Source organism: Microbacterium sp. NPDC090225 (assembly GCF_044772365.1).
Classification (GTDB): domain Bacteria; phylum Actinomycetota; class Actinomycetes; order Actinomycetales; family Microbacteriaceae; genus Microbacterium.
In genome coordinates this window covers 641493-655507 of record NZ_JBIVYS010000001.1, presented here as the reverse complement: position 1 = coordinate 655507, position 14015 = coordinate 641493, and the positions used below count along the sequence as shown (strand labels likewise).

Annotated in this window: 15 protein-coding genes; 9 read left to right on the top strand and 6 right to left on the bottom strand. The window is 67.5% G+C overall.

Translation table 11 applies throughout. The features are described from left to right. Positions 1-35: 35 nt before the first annotated feature. Positions 36-1592 (top strand): signal recognition particle protein, encoded by a 1557-nt coding sequence (ffh, locus tag ACIQTT_RS03260; protein WP_402785925.1) that lies wholly within the window; start codon positions 36-38, stop codon positions 1590-1592. Here the strand turns inward: ffh and ACIQTT_RS03255 are convergent. Beyond that, positions 1489-2454: an EamA family transporter gene (locus tag ACIQTT_RS03255; protein ID WP_402785923.1), complete on the bottom strand. Its 966-nt coding sequence runs from the start codon at positions 2452-2454 to the stop codon at positions 1489-1491. The two genes, ffh and ACIQTT_RS03255, sit on opposite strands and share 104 nt — an antisense overlap. A 78-nt stretch (positions 2455-2532) precedes the next feature. Here ACIQTT_RS03255 and ACIQTT_RS03250 point away from each other — a divergent pair, with 78 nt between their 5' ends. Further along, complete coding sequence (locus ACIQTT_RS03250) at positions 2533-3414, top strand: LysR substrate-binding domain-containing protein (RefSeq protein ID WP_402785921.1); 882 nt, start codon at positions 2533-2535, stop codon at positions 3412-3414. A 60-nt stretch (positions 3415-3474) separates the two neighbouring features. Here ACIQTT_RS03250 and glpK read toward each other — a convergent pair whose 3' ends face one another. The 3 genes from glpK to ACIQTT_RS03235 form a co-directional block, all read right to left on the bottom strand. Continuing rightward, positions 3475-4989 (bottom strand): glycerol kinase GlpK, encoded by a 1515-nt coding sequence (gene glpK, locus ACIQTT_RS03245; protein ID WP_402785919.1) that lies wholly within the window; start codon positions 4987-4989, stop codon positions 3475-3477. A gap of 35 nt (positions 4990-5024) precedes the next feature. Further along, positions 5025-5780: an MIP/aquaporin family protein gene (locus tag ACIQTT_RS03240; RefSeq protein ID WP_402785917.1), complete on the bottom strand. Its 756-nt coding sequence runs from the start codon at positions 5778-5780 to the stop codon at positions 5025-5027. Between the two features lie 87 nt (positions 5781-5867). After that, entirely contained in the window at positions 5868-7577 is a 1710-nt protein-coding gene (locus ACIQTT_RS03235) for a glycerol-3-phosphate dehydrogenase/oxidase (protein ID WP_402785915.1), read from the bottom strand. Positions 7578-7750: 173 nt separating this feature from the next. Between ACIQTT_RS03235 and ACIQTT_RS03230 the strand changes: the two genes are divergently transcribed. After that, a complete protein-coding gene (locus tag ACIQTT_RS03230; RefSeq protein WP_336641850.1) occupies positions 7751-8650 on the top strand; it encodes a sugar-binding domain-containing protein in 900 nt (299 codons plus the stop codon). A 3-nt stretch (positions 8651-8653) separates the two neighbouring features. On the opposite strand, the gene ACIQTT_RS03225 is transcribed toward ACIQTT_RS03230, so the two are convergent. Then, the gene (locus tag ACIQTT_RS03225) at positions 8654-9805 is read right to left on the bottom strand and encodes a glutamate--cysteine ligase (protein ID WP_402785913.1); all 1152 of its coding nucleotides are present in this window, start codon (positions 9803-9805) and stop codon (positions 8654-8656) included. A 208-nt stretch (positions 9806-10013) separates the two neighbouring features. On the opposite strand from ACIQTT_RS03225, the gene rpsP reads away from it, so the two are divergent. The 4 genes from rpsP to trmD are packed head-to-tail and all read left to right on the top strand — an operon-like array spanning position 10014 to position 12016. After that, positions 10014-10448, top strand: a complete 435-nt coding sequence (rpsP, locus tag ACIQTT_RS03220; protein WP_402785910.1) for a 30S ribosomal protein S16 — start codon at positions 10014-10016, stop codon at positions 10446-10448. Between the two features lie 6 nt (positions 10449-10454). After that, entirely contained in the window at positions 10455-10685 is a 231-nt protein-coding gene (locus tag ACIQTT_RS03215) for an RNA-binding protein (RefSeq protein ID WP_402785907.1), read from the top strand. Continuing rightward, positions 10669-11301, top strand: a complete 633-nt coding sequence (gene rimM, locus ACIQTT_RS03210) for a ribosome maturation factor RimM (protein WP_402785904.1) — start codon at positions 10669-10671, stop codon at positions 11299-11301. Before ACIQTT_RS03215 ends, rimM begins: the two co-directional genes overlap by 17 nt. 19 nt (positions 11302-11320) lie before the next feature. Then, positions 11321-12016, top strand: a complete 696-nt coding sequence (gene trmD, locus ACIQTT_RS03205) for a tRNA (guanosine(37)-N1)-methyltransferase TrmD (protein ID WP_402785900.1) — start codon at positions 11321-11323, stop codon at positions 12014-12016. A 34-nt stretch (positions 12017-12050) separates the two neighbouring features. On the opposite strand, the gene map is transcribed toward trmD, so the two are convergent. Beyond that, entirely contained in the window at positions 12051-12833 is a 783-nt protein-coding gene (gene map / locus ACIQTT_RS03200) for a type I methionyl aminopeptidase (RefSeq protein WP_402791084.1), read from the bottom strand. A gap of 113 nt (positions 12834-12946) precedes the next feature. On the opposite strand from map, the gene ACIQTT_RS03195 reads away from it, so the two are divergent. Next, positions 12947-13435, top strand: a complete 489-nt coding sequence (locus ACIQTT_RS03195) for an MFS transporter permease (RefSeq protein ID WP_402785898.1) — start codon at positions 12947-12949, stop codon at positions 13433-13435. 167 nt (positions 13436-13602) lie between these two features. After that, complete coding sequence (gene rplS, locus ACIQTT_RS03190; protein WP_314647245.1) at positions 13603-13950, top strand: 50S ribosomal protein L19; 348 nt, start codon at positions 13603-13605, stop codon at positions 13948-13950. The last annotated feature ends 65 nt before the right edge of the window (positions 13951-14015 follow it).

Here is a 14015-nt window from a genome sequence, read left to right as displayed (position 1 = left end):
TCCGTCGCGGCCGACTCGCGTAGAATCGGAGCACCATGGCTACGTTTGGCACGCTCTCCGATCGGCTCACCGAGACCTTCCGCAATCTGCGCACGAAGGGAAAACTCACCGCGAGCGATGTCGACGGCACCGTGCGCGAGATCCGCCGCGCACTCCTCGACGCCGACGTCGCTCTCACGGTCGTCAAGGACTTCACGGCGAAGGTGCGCGAGCGCGCGCTCGGCGACGAGGTCAACAAGGCCCTGAACCCCGCCCAGCAGGTCGTTCAGATCGTCAACGAGGAGCTCGTGCAGATCCTCGGTGGAGAGCAGCGTCGTCTGCAGTTCGCCAAGACCGCTCCGACCGTGATCATGCTCGCCGGTCTGCAGGGATCGGGTAAGACCACGTTCGCCGGAAAGCTCGCCAAGCAGCTCGAGGGCGAGGGGCATACGCCTCTGCTCGTGGCCGCCGACCTCCAGCGTCCGAACGCCGTCAACCAGCTGCAGGTCGTGGCCGAGCAGGCCGGCGCCACCATCTACGCGCCCGAGCCGGGCAACGGCGTCGGTGACCCGGTCAAGGTCTCTCGAGACGGCGTCGAGCATGCGCGCCGCCAGCAGCACGATGTCGTGATCATCGACACCGCTGGACGCCTCGGCGTCGACGCCGAGCTCATGAAGCAGGCGGCCGACATCCGAGCAGCGGTCCAGCCCGACGAGGTCCTGTTCGTCATCGACGCGATGATCGGTCAGGATGCCGTCAACACGGCCAAGGCGTTCCAGGAGGGCGTCGATTTCACGGGTGTCGTGCTCTCGAAGCTCGACGGCGACGCGCGCGGTGGAGCCGCGCTCTCGGTCGCATCGATCACCGGTCGTCCGATCATCTTCGCGTCCACGGGGGAGCGTCTGGAGGACCTCGAGCCGTTCTACCCGGATCGCATGGCCAGTCGCATCCTCGACCTCGGTGACATCCTCACCCTGATCGAGCAGGCGCAGCAGGCTTTCGACGAGGACGAGGCGATGAAGGTCGCCGAGAAGCTCGCGACCGAGCAGTTCACCCTCGAAGACTTCCTCGAGCAGCTTCAGCAGATGAAGAAGATGGGCTCGATGAAGAAGATGCTGGGGATGCTCCCCGGCATGGGGCAGATGAAACAGCAGCTCGACGACTTCGACGAACGCGAGATCGACCGTACCGAGGCGATCATCCGATCGATGACGCCGGGGGAGCGCCGCAACCCGAAGGTGCTCAACGGCTCGCGCCGCCTGCGCATCGCCCGGGGTTCGGGCATGACGGTCACCGACGTGAACCAGCTCGTGGCCCGCTTCGAACAGGCCGCGAAGATGATGAAGACCGTCGCCCGCGGCGGCACCCCCAACATCCCCGGCATGGGTCCGGTCCCCGGAATGGGACGCCCCGGCGCATCGTCCAAGCGCGGCAAGAAGGGCAAGTCCTCGGGCGGATCGCGCTCGGGTAACCCGGCCAAGCGCGCGGCCGAGAACGCGGGGGCGGTCGCTACCTCGCAGCCGACCGGCTCGGGCTTCGGCCTGGGCGGCGGCGCGAAGGCGCCGACCGAGGCCGATCTCGCCGAGATCCAGAAGATGTTCGGCAAGAGCTGACAGCCTTCGCGGGCATCGCCGCGAGTTGACCGCCGACCAACGCGTTGAGGACGATGGCGATCCCGATGGCCTGCACAGCCGTGAACCACTCCCCGGCGACGAAGACGCCCAGTGCGGTGGCGACGATCGGGGAGAGCAGCGCGAGAAGCCCGGGTGCGAGCACGGGAAGCCGCTGGATCCCGCGGAACCACACGGTGTAAGCGAGAAGGCCGCCGACCGAAGCGAGCCACGCGTAGCCGAGTGCTGCTGATGCATCGATCGCCGGGGGCATGCCCTCGATGACGAGCGTCAGGGGGAGGAGCACGAGCCCTCCGGCGAACAGCTGCCATCCCGCGTAGGCGATCGGACCGACGCCGTCCGGCCGACCCCAGCGTTTGGTCAGAACCATTCCGGTTCCCGTCGCCGCTACCCCGCCGAGCGCCGCGAGCACGCCCCAGAAGTCGAGTTCGGCCGACGGCCCGAGCACGATGAGCGCGACGCCTGCGGTGCCCGCCGCAGCGGCGGCCGCAGCGATCGGTCGGATGCGCTCGTGCAGGACCAGCGCCCCCAGCGCGAGCACGATCAACGGCTGAGCGCCGGCGACCGCCGCCGCCACGCCACCGGGCAGGCGCTCGGCGGCGAAGAAGAGCAGGGCGAAGAATGCACCGATGTTGAGCGTGCCGAGCACCAGGGCCTTGCCCCACCAGGCGCCGCGGGGGAGTCTGCGCGAGAGCAGAATCGCGATTATTCCCGCGGGAAGCGAACGCAGCAATCCGGCGAAGAGCGGATGCCCCGGCGGGAGCATCTCGGTCGTGACGAGGTAGGTCGTGCCCCAGGCCATCGGTGCGAGGGCCGTGAGGAGCAGGATGTACAGGCGGGTCATGTTCCCAGCCTGAGCACATCGGCAAAATGAGTCCAACGCATTCTTAACATGTGTTTCATGAAGTGAGATCATGTGAAGATGGAGCTTCAGCAGCTGCGTTACGTCGTCGAGGTGGCCGCGACTCTGAGCTTCACACGAGCTGCCGAACGTTGCTTCGTCACACAGTCGGCGTTGAGTCATCAGATCGCCGCGCTGGAAAGAGAACTGGGCCAGCGACTGTTCATCAGGTCGAGCCGCGCTGTCCGGCTGACCGAGGCGGGCGAGGCTTTCCTCCCACCGGCACGCAGCGCGCTCGCCTCTGCGGAGCGGGCGGTCGATGCGGTGGTCGCCGAGCCCGATCATCTGGAGGGCACCGTGCGGATCGGGATCATCCCGACGGTATCCGCCGTGCGTGTTCCCCGGGTTCTGGCCGCGTTCCGGGCGGAGCACCCCGCGGTCCGGGTCGAACTCGAGATGGGGAACAGCGATGACCTCGCCGCGATGATCCGATGCGGCGATCTCGATGTGGCGCTGCTCGGGCTGCGGCCCGGATCCGAGCCTCGAGGAGTCGGGTTCAGGGAGATCGCCTCCGATCATCACGTCGCGGTGCTCCCGCGAGCGCACCGACTCGCCGGGCGCACGCAGCTCCGGCTCGGCAGTCTCGCCGAGGAGACCTTCGTGGACTTCCCGGCTGGGACCTCGGGACGGGCACAGAGCGACGTGGCCTTCAGCGCGGCGGGGGTGCATCGTGACGTGGCGTTCGAGGTCGAGGCGGCGGGCGTCATGCTCGACTTGGTCGCCGAGGGCCTTGCGGTCGCTCTCCTCACGCCGGGGGTGGTTCCCGAGACGCGGACCGAGGTGCGCACGGTCGCGGTGGTCGACGGGCCGCGGCGTGTGGAGTATGTCGCCTGGGACCGCACGTCGCCTCGGCGCGTCGCTCGTGCGTTGCTGACGGTGCTCGACCGGGAGGCATCCGTCTGACAATGCCGGAGGGGCGGGTCCGGAGTGCTCTCCGGACCCGCCCCTCGCGGTGATTCGTCGTTACTTGACGTCCTCGTCGACCCAGTCCATCGACTTGGTGACGGCCTTGCGCCACAGGCGCAGCTGACGGTCGCGTTCGTCGCTCTCCATGGAAGGCTCCCAGCGGCGGTCCTCCTGCCAGTTGGAGGAGAGGTCGTCCAGACCGCTCCAGAACCCGACGGCGAGTCCGGCGGCGTACGCGGCGCCGAGGGCGGTCGTCTCCGCGACGACCGGTCGGACGACCGGCACGCCCAGGACATCGGCCTGGAACTGCATCAGAGCGTCGTTGGCGACCATGCCGCCGTCGACCTTGAGCTCCGTGAGGTCGACGCCCGCGTCCGCGTTGACCGCGTCGAGCACGTCGCGGGTCTGGAAGGCCACGGCCTCCAGTGCGGCGCGCGCGATGTGGTTCTTGTTCGCGTAGCGGGTGAGGCCCACGATCGCTCCACGGGCATCCGGTCGCCAATACGGTGCGAACAGACCCGAGAACGCCGGGACGATGTACACGCCGCCGTTGTCCTCGACCTTGTCGGCCAGCTCTTCGACCTCAGGGGCGGAGGAGATGATGCCGAGCTGGTCGCGCAGCCACTGGATCAGCGATCCGGTGACGGCGATCGAGCCTTCGAGGGCGTAGTGCGTCGGAGCGTCTCCGAGCTTGTACCCGACGGTGGTGAGCAGCCCGTTCTTCGAGTGGACGATCTCCTCGCCCGTGTTGAAGATGAGGAAGCAACCGGTTCCGTAGGTGTTCTTGCTCTCACCGGTCTGGAACGCAGCCTGGCCGAAGGTGGCCGCCTGCTGGTCGCCCAGGATGCCGGCGATCGGCGTCTCGCGCAGCAGCGAGGAGTCCTCGGCGGCACCGTAGACCTCGGACGAGGAGCGGATCTCCGGCATCATCGAGCGCGGCACACCGAACGCCTCGAGGATGTCGTCACGCCACTCGAGCGTCTCGAGGTCCATGAACATCGTGCGGGAGGCGTTCGTGACATCGGTCACGTGCACGCCGCCGTCGACGCCGCCGGTGAGGTTCCAGAGCACCCAGCTGTCGGTGGTGCCGAAGATGAGATCCCCGGCCTCCGCCTTGGCGCGAGCACCCTCGACGTTCTCGAGGATCCAGGCGATCTTCGTGCCCGAGAAGTACGTCGCCAGCGGGAGACCGACGACCGGCTTGAAGCGCTCGACTCCACCGTCGGCCGCGAGGCGGTCGACGATGTCCTGCGTGCGGGTGTCCTGCCACACGATCGCGTTGTAGGCGGGCTTGCCGGTGTTCTTGTCCCAGACGACCGCCGTCTCGCGCTGGTTGGTGATGCCCACCGCCGCGATGTCGTGACGGGTGAGGTCGGCGCGGCTCAGTGCGAGGCCGATGACCTCCTGCACGTTGCGCCAGATCTCCGAGGCGTCGTGCTCCACCCAGCCGGCCTTCGGCAGGATCTGCTCGTGCTCCTTCTGGCCGGTCGCGATGATGCTGCCCTTCTTGTCGAAGATGATCGCGCGGCTCGAGGTGGTTCCCTGATCGATGGCGAGGATGTAGTCAGCCATGGTGTGTTCTCCTTTGAAGTGGGATTCGGGTTGCGTCAGGCGGCGAGGCCGAGCAGTGCGGGAGCGGCGAAGGCCGCGATCGCACCACCGATGAGCGGTCCGACGACCGGCACCCACGAGTAGCTCCAGTCGCTCGAGCCCTTGCCCTTGATCGGGAGGATCGCGTGGGCGATGCGGGGTCCGAGGTCACGGGCCGGGTTGATCGCGTAGCCGGTCGGTCCACCGAGCGAGGCGCCGATGGCGACCACGAGCAGCGCGACGGGCAGAGCGGTGAGCGGTCCGAGGCCTCCGGGCACGCCGACCTCGATGTCGCCGTAGTCGGCGAATCCGAAGATCACGAACACGAGGACGAACGTACCGATGATCTCCGTGACGAGGTTCCAGCCGTAGGAGCGGATCGCGGGACCGGTCGAGAAGACGCCCAGCTTGTTGGCGGCCTCCGGCTCCTCATCGAAGTGCTGCTTGTAGGCGAGCCAGACGACGATGGCGCCGACGATCGCACCGAGCAGTTCTGCGGCGGTGGCGACGAGGAACATCGTGAAGGTGATCTTGCCGGCGATCGCCAGGCCGATACCCACGGCCGGGTTCAGAATCGCACCCGAGTACGCCGAGACGATGACACCCGCGAAGACCGCGAGGCCCCATCCCCAGTTGACCATCAGGAAGCCGCCGCCGAAGCCCTTGTTCTTCGCGAGGGCGACGTTGGCGACGACACCGCATCCGAGAAGGACCAGCATCGCCGTGCCGACGAACTCCGACAGGAAATAGAGACCGAGATTGACATCAGGCATGTCTTCTTTGACCTTTCTTACGTGTCACGTCATCCCTGCCGTGACACTTCTTGGGTTACGTCGCGGGGAGGCGACGGTTCCGTCTCGTCAGCCGCGGGTGCGGGACGAGATGTCGAGGCCGTGCCGCTCGTTCAGCAGCTGGCGGGTCTGTTCGAGTTCAGCATCGTGCCTCGAACGGTCCCAGTCCAGTAGGGGAGCGAGCGCGTCGGCGATCTCATCGAGGACCTCGGCGTCGGCATGACCGGTGAATGCGATGCTCGTGCGTCGCAGGATCACGTCCTGCAGGCGGGCGACGAGCTCGTTCTGCACCATCCACTCGAGCTCTCGGGTCGAGAGGTCGCCGCCGGCGAGCGGAGCATCCGCTCCCTGCTCGACGTACTCCCAGACCTGCGCGGCGCGGGTGCCGTAGCGGGCGAGGAGCTTCTCGGCGCGGTCTCCGGCTCCGGCGAGATTCTCCTGGATCCAGATGCGCTTCGCCTTCTCGGTGCGCGGGAAGTCGCGGCCGCCGCCGATGGCGCGGCCCGCGGTCGAGACCGTGCGGGTGCGGTTCAGCAGGCCGAGCACGACGTCGGACAGCGACTCGCCGAGTGCGCGGAAGGTCGTCCACTTGCCGCCGACCAGGCTCACGAGCGGGACGGCACCCTTCTCGTCGACCTCGATGCGGTAGTCGCGCGAGACGAAGCCGGGTGCGGTGTCCTCGTGGCGGGGGAGCGGGCGGATGCCGGAGAACCGGTACACGATCTGCTCGCGGTCGACCGCGATCTGAGGGAAGACGTGGTGGATGAGGTCGAAGAAGTAGTCGACTTCCTCCTCGGTGCAGACGGCCACCTCACGGGGGTCCGCGTCGATGTCCGTCGTTCCGACGAGGACCTTGCCCTTGAGCGGGTAGATCAGCACGATGCGGCCGTCGGAGTGCTCGAAGAAGATCTCGCGTCCGCGCGTGGCGTCGAGCAGTTCCGGGTGGTCGAGCACGATGTGCGACCCCTTGGTTCCGCCCATGAAGCGCGTGTCGGTGCCGAGAGCGTCGTTCGTGAGATCGGTCCAGGGTCCGGACGTGTTGACGACGACGTCGGCCTTCACCGAGAACTCCGTGCCGCTCTCACGGTCGCGCAGCACGATGTTCTCGCCGTCGCGGGCGATCGCCTCGACATAGTTGAGGGCGTGTGCGGCGGGGTGCGCGGCGCGGCCGTCCTGCAGGACGTCGAGCGCGAGGCGTTCCGGGTCGTGCATGGACGCGTCGTAGTACGTGGCCGTGTACTTGATGTTCGGGTCGAGCGCGGGCAGTTCGGCCAGCGAACGCTTGCGGCCGAGGAAGCGGTGGCGCGGGACGCTGCCGCCGTCGCGGGAGAACGTGTCGTAGATCGTCAGACCGATCTTGATGAGGAACGCGCCGCGCTCCTGCGGCTTACCGCTCTTGTGCGTGAGGAAGCGCAGGGGAGCGGAGAGGATGCCCGAGAACGTCGAGTAGATCGGGATCGTCGTCTGCAGCGGCTTCACGTAGTGCGGCGCGATGCGCAGCAGGCCGTTGCGCTCTTCGACGGACTCGCGCACGAGACGGAATTCGCCGTTCTCGAGGTAGCGGATGCCGCCGTGGATCATGTGGCTCGACGCCGACGACGCCCCGGAGGCGAAGTCGCCGCGTTCGACGAGGACGACATCGACGCCCTGGAGGGCGAGGTCACGGAATGTCGATATTCCGTTGATGCCGCCGCCGATGAGCAGCACCGTCGTACGTCCGGATTCGCGGAGCGCGCGTACGTCGTCGCGCTCGGCCGATGAGTGTGTCGATTCGATCATTCTCGAGCTCGCTTCCTTGCTTGCCCCCAGCATCGACCTCTCGTCCGCTGTGCGCAAGCCCAGTGCACATATGTGCAAGGATCGAGGGCAAGGAGGCGGTCTTGGCTGATCACAGTGCACATCCGCGTGACGGGAAGCTGGTCGCCGCGCTCACCGCGGCGCAGCTCTATTACATGCAGGACAAGACGATGGAGGTCATCGCGCGCGAGCTCGGCACCTCCCGCTCATCGGTATCTCGTCTTCTGAGCTACGCCCGGGAGAGCGGTTTGGTCGACATCCGCATCAACTCGCCTCTCGAGCGGCTCGGGATGCTCGAGCAGCGGATCCGCGATCGTCATCGCATCGTGGCGCACGTCGTTCCCATGCCCGAGATCGTCAGCGAGGTCGAGCGCCTGGAGCGGGTGGCGTTGACCGCGGGGCGACTGCTGTCGCAGTTCGTCGACTCGAACATGATCATCGGCGTGGCGTGGGGGTCGACCATCAGTGCGGTCAGTCGCGGCCTCACTCAGAAAGAGACGCACAACACGACATTCGTGCAGCTGAACGGTGCGGGCAACACCCAGACCAGCGGTGTCGAGTACTCGAGCGACATCCTGCAGCGCTTCGGCAGCGCGTTCGGCGCGCAGGTGCAGCAGTTCCCGGTGCCGGCGTTCTTCGACGACCCGGCGACGCGTGAGGCGATGTGGCGCGAGCGGAGCACTCGGCGCGTGCTCGACCTGCAGTCGAAAATGGACATCGCGGTCTTCAGCCTCGGATCGCCCGCGGCCGAGGTGCCGAGCCGCGTGTACGTCGGCGGATACCTCGGGCGCGACGACTATCGGAGCCTGCGCGAGGACCATGCGATAGGAGACGTGGCGACCGTGTTCTTCCGGGCGGACGGCTCCTGGAAGGACATTCGCCTCAACGCCCGGGCGACCGGGCCGACGCTCGACCGGCTGCGGCGGGTTCCCCGGCGTGTGTGCGTCGTGTCCGGCATCCCCAAGCTCGCCAGCGTCCGGGCCGCGATCGCCGCGGATCTGATCACCGATGTCGTCCTCGACGAGGGGCTCGCCCGCCGCCTGGCGGAGGACTGAGGGTCAGGCCTCGTGCGTCGAGGCCTCCGGGCCGGAGCGGAACTCGCGGATGAGGTGCTGCACCACCTCGCCGAGGTTGCCGTCGGCGGCGTCCGCCACGGCCACCTGACGTGCGTAACTCGCTCCGTCGCGCAGGATCGTCCCGACGCTGGTGAACTCTCTCTCGCACCCGAGTCCTCGTGCCACGGGGGCGAGTTCCTCGAGGGTCTCGGCCAGGTGATCCCGCACGTCGCGCTGCGCTCCGGAGCCATCGACGATCACGCGAGCGTCGAGTCCGTAGCGCGCCGCACGCCATTTGTTCTCGCGGTGGAACCACGAGGGCAGGGTGGGAAGCGGGCGTCCCTCGTCGATCACCCGCGAGAAGTGCTCGACGAGGACCTGCACGAGAGAGGCGACCGCGGCGAGTTCGGGGAGCGTCGACATGCCGTCGCACGCGCGCACCTCGATCGTGCCCCAGCGAGGTGCGGGTCGGATGTCCCATCGGACCTCGGAGGCATCCTTCATCACGCCGGTCCGCACCATGTCGTCCATGTACGACTCGAACTGCGCCCAGTCCTGCAGGGGCCAGGGGAGCCCGGCCGTCGGCAGCTGTTGGAAAACCAGCGCACGATTGGAAGCGTATCCGGTGCGCTCTCCGGCCCAGAACGGACTCGACGCGGCCAGCGCCTGGAGGTGGGGGAGGTATGCGGTGAGCGCGTTGATGATCGGGAACACCTTGCGATGGTCGTCGACGCCGACGTGCACGTGGATGCCCCAGATCATCATGTTGCGGCCCCACCACTGGGTGCGTTCGATCAGTGTGTGGTACCGCGTCTTGTCGGTGACCTGCTGGTCGTACCACTGCGCGAAAGGGTGACTTCCGGCCGACAGCAGTTCGATCCCGATCGGGTCGGTGGCCTCCCGCACCGAAGAGATCGCTCGTGCGATGTCGTCGACGGCGTGAGCGACGGACTCTCCGACACCGCTCGTCACCTCGATCGTGTTGGTGAGGAGCTCGCCGGTGACGGTGTGGCGCTCGCTCGCGCTCTGTTCCTCGAGCACGGCGAGGAGTTCGGGCGCCCGTCCCGCCAGATCGCCGGACGCCGGATCGGCGAGCATGATCTCCCACTCCAGGCCGACGGTGGAGCGGGCTGAAGGGGCGAACTCGAGCGTCACGTGCACATTCTGGCACGCGGCGCATGCGACACGGCAAAGCCTGAGTCCTCACGTTTCGCGCCTGGGCCCGGCATCTGGCAGAATAGAAGGTCGGACGGCATGCTCGACCCTCTATCCAGCTTCCGTCCTCCTCTTTGAGCTTCCGCCGGATGTGCACCCCACTCTCCAGGCGACCAGTTCGTTTCCTTCCACACAATTCAGGAGAATCGTGGCTGTCAAGATTCGTCTCAAGCGCCTGGGCAAGATCCGTGCGCCGTACTACCGCATCGTCGTCGCCGACTCGCGCACCAAGCGCGATGGTCGCGTGATCGAGGAGATCGGCAAGTACCACCCCACCGAGGAGCCCTCGTTCATCGAGGTCGACTCCGAGCGTGCGCAGTACTGGCTCTCCGTCGGCGCGCAGCCGACCGAGCAGGTCGCCGCGATCCTCAAGATCACGGGCGACTGGGGCAAGTTCAAGGGCGACGCCGACGCGAAGTCGACCCTCAAGGTCGCCGAGCCGAAGGCCGCCTTCGAGGTCGACTCCTCGAAGAAGTCCGTCGTCAAGCCCAAGGCGGAGAAGAAGGTGGAGGCTCCCGCTGAGGAGGCTCCCGCCGCCGCCGACGCGGAGGCCGCTGAGGCTCCCGCCGCCGACGCAGAGTAATCCGTCGTGCTCGCCGCCGCGCTCGAACACATCGTCAAGGGGATCGTCGATCACCCGGACGATGTGCACATCACCGCTTCCACCTCGCCTCGAGGCGATCTCCTCGAGGTGCGTGTGCACCCCGATGACCGTGGACGCGTGATCGGGCGCGGCGGCCGCACCGCGAAGGCACTCCGTACGCTCGTCGCCGCTCTGGCCGACGGCCGTCGTGTACGCGTCGATGTCGCGGACGACTGACGTGGTGCCGCAGGACACGCAACAGGGCAAGAACCAGCTCCGGGTGGGGCGCCTCGTGAAGGCCCACGGCCTGAAGGGCGGCCTCAAGCTCGAGCTGTACACCGACAATCCGGAGCGTCGCTTCGTGACCGGAGCCGAGTTCACGTTGCAGGTGCCCGAGGCATCTCCGTGGCACGGCAAGACCATCACGGTGCGCGAGTACCGGGTGATGAACGGCAACCCCGTCGCCTTCTTCGACGACGTCGACGACCGTACCGGGGCCGAAGGCCTCGTGCGAGCCATCCTCTGGATCGATCAGGACGTCGACGAGACCGAGGACAACGCCTGGTTCGACCATCAGCTCGTCGGCCTCGACGTCGTCCGTGACGACACCGTGGTCGGACGCGTTCAGCGCATCGAGCATTTCCCGGCGCAGGACCTCCTCATCGTCAAGTCCGGCGACAAGGAGATCATGGTGCCGTTCGTCGAGGCGATCGTGCCGACCGTCGATGTCGCGGCGGGTCGAGTGATCGTCACGCCGCCGCCCGGACTCTTCGAGGAGCTTCCGGACGCCGACGACGAATCGGATGCCGACGACGACTCGGTCTCCGCCGAGGACTCGCCCGCGGCCGAGTAGTCGCTGAGAGGTCACTCCCGTGCGCATCGACGTCCTCTCCATCTTCCCGTCGTACTTCGACGGTCTCACGCTCTCCCTGCTCGGCAAAGCGCGCGATGCCGGCATCCTCGACCTGAACGTCCACGACCTCCGCGACTGGACCTCGGATCGCCATCGCACCGTTGACGACACCCCGTACGGCGGTGGCGCCGGCATGGTGATGAAGCCGGAGCCCTGGGGCCTCGCGCTCGATGAGGTCGCCGCGGGCACCGAGCGTCCGACGATCATCTTCCCTTCGCCGGCCGGTGAGGTCTTCACGCAGGCCACCGCGCGCGATCTCGCGACGCGTGAGCACATCATCTTCGGCTGCGGCCGGTACGAGGGAATCGACGAGCGGGTCTTCGAGTACGCCGCGGCGCTCGGTGAAGTGCGTCTGATCAGCCTCGGCGACTACGTGCTCAACGGCGGTGAGGTGGCGACGATGGCGATGATCGAGGCCATCGGGCGCCTGGTGCCGGGGGTCGTCGGCAACCCCGAGAGCCTGGTCGAGGAATCGCACGAGGACGGCCTGCTGGAGTACCCCTCGTACACGAAGCCGGCCGTCTGGCGCGAGCGCGCCGTTCCGGAGGTGCTCCTCAGCGGGAACCACGCGCGTATCGCGCAGTGGCGTCGCGAGCAGCAGTTCGAGCGTACGCGTTCGCGGCGACCGGACCTGCTCCCCGGCGACGCCGACTGAGCTGGCCCAAGCTTCCCCCGGCCGGGGGAACGGTTCAGTCGACCCCGAGGAACGAGCGGTCGGTCAACACGATCGGTCCGTCCGCGGTGATCGCGACGGTGTGCTCGGAGTGCGCACCGCGCGAACCATCGGCGCTGCGCAGCGTCCAGCCGTCGGGATCCGTGACCAGTTCGTCGGTCGTCGCGAGGAACCAGGGCTCGAGAGCGAGGACGAGGCCGTCGCGGAGGGGGAATCCCCGTCCCGCGCGGCCATCGTTCGCCACGTGGGGGTCGCCGTGCATCGTGCGACCCACGCCGTGCCCGCCGAAGTCCGTGTTGATCGAGTAACCCTCGCCGTGGGCGACGGCCGCCACGGACGCCGAGATGTCGCCGATCCGGTTGCCGACCACCGCTGCGGCGATCGCGGCATCCAGGGCGCGCTCGGTCGTCTCGATCAGTCGGAGATCCTCGTCACGCGGAGTGCCGACCACGAACGAGACGGCGGAGTCGGCCACCCAACCGTCGACGGATACGGCGAAGTCGAGCGAGACGAGGTCGCCGTCGCGCAGCGTGTAGTCGTGGGGGAGTCCGTGCAGCACGGCGTCGTTCACCGATGTGCAGATGACCTTCCCGAAGGGGCTCGCACCGAAGGACGGGTGGTAGTCGATGTAGCAGGACTCGGCACCGCGCTGACGGATCAGATCATGGGCGCGACGATCGATCGAGAGGAGGTTGGTCCCGACCTTCGTGTCGGCGCGCAGCGTGGCCAGCGTCTCTGCGACGAAGCGGCCGGCGGCGCGCATCTCGTCGATCTCGGCGGGGGTGCGCAGTTCGATCATTCGGGGGAGTCCTCTCGTCATCGTCCATTCTCCCCGATCCGGGCGGACGCGGCGTCGCCGCGCTCAGAGCGAACAGTCGTGCGGGCCAGCGCGCATCGGCATACCATCGAGGCATGTGGTTGCGACGGGCGTTCTTCCGCTGGCTCGTGCCGGCGGCTTTCCTCCTGCCCCTGTGGCTCCTCGTCGGATGGGGCGTTTTCCAGGGTGGATGGGCCATCCTCTGGGTGCTGTTCATCGCGATCCCCTCGGTGTTCCTGGGGCAGCTCCTGCTCACCCTCCTCACCCGCTCGCGCCCATCCGTGCGCGACGACCGAGCGGTGTCATGGGGGGACGTGGCGGGGTTCACGCTCTGGCACGGACTCACGATCTCGGTCGGATGCTTCATCCCCGGTGCCTTCCCGTGGTTGCTGACGGCCGCGGTGCTCGTCGGCCTCGCGCTGGTCTGGCTGCAGGGCTGGCGGCTCTGGACCGAGGCGAAGGCGAGCGGAACGCGGTTCCGCGAGACGATCGCCTGGTCGACGTCCCCGGCATCCGACGACTCGCCCGCCGCTCCTCGCCCGCGCGAAGTGTTCATCGTGCAGGAGAAGGACCCGCTCGCCTGAGCCACGTGTTTTGGAGGCTGCGGTCATTCATGGCAGAATGAGTGTTTGTGCCGTGACCGGTTCTGCCTCAGGGGAACCCGCGGATGCTTCGGCGCCGTACGGTGCACACCCATTCTTGTTCCTTCCACCATGCATGCGACCTGAGGCGAGTGCAGAGAGAGACGATCATGCAGATCCTCGACGCCGTAGACGCGGCTTCCCTCCGTTCGGACATCCCGGACTTCTTCCCCGGTGACACCGTCAAGGTGCACGTCAACATCACCGAGGGCAACCGCTCGCGTATCCAGGTCTTCCAGGGCGTCGTCATCGGCCGCTCGGGCGACGGTGTGCGCGAGACCTTCACGGTCCGCAAGATCAGCTTCCAGGTGGGCGTCGAGCGTACCTTCCCGGTGCACTCGCCGGTGATCGACCACATCGAGGTCGTCACCCGCGGTGACGTGCGTCGCGCGAAGCTCTACTACCTGCGTCAGCTGCGTGGCAAGAAGGCGAAGATCAAGGAGAAGCGCGACCGCTGAGTCGCCGCATCTCCACAGCACCCCAGGACACGATGTCCTGGGGTGCTGTGTTTCGTCCGCGGTAT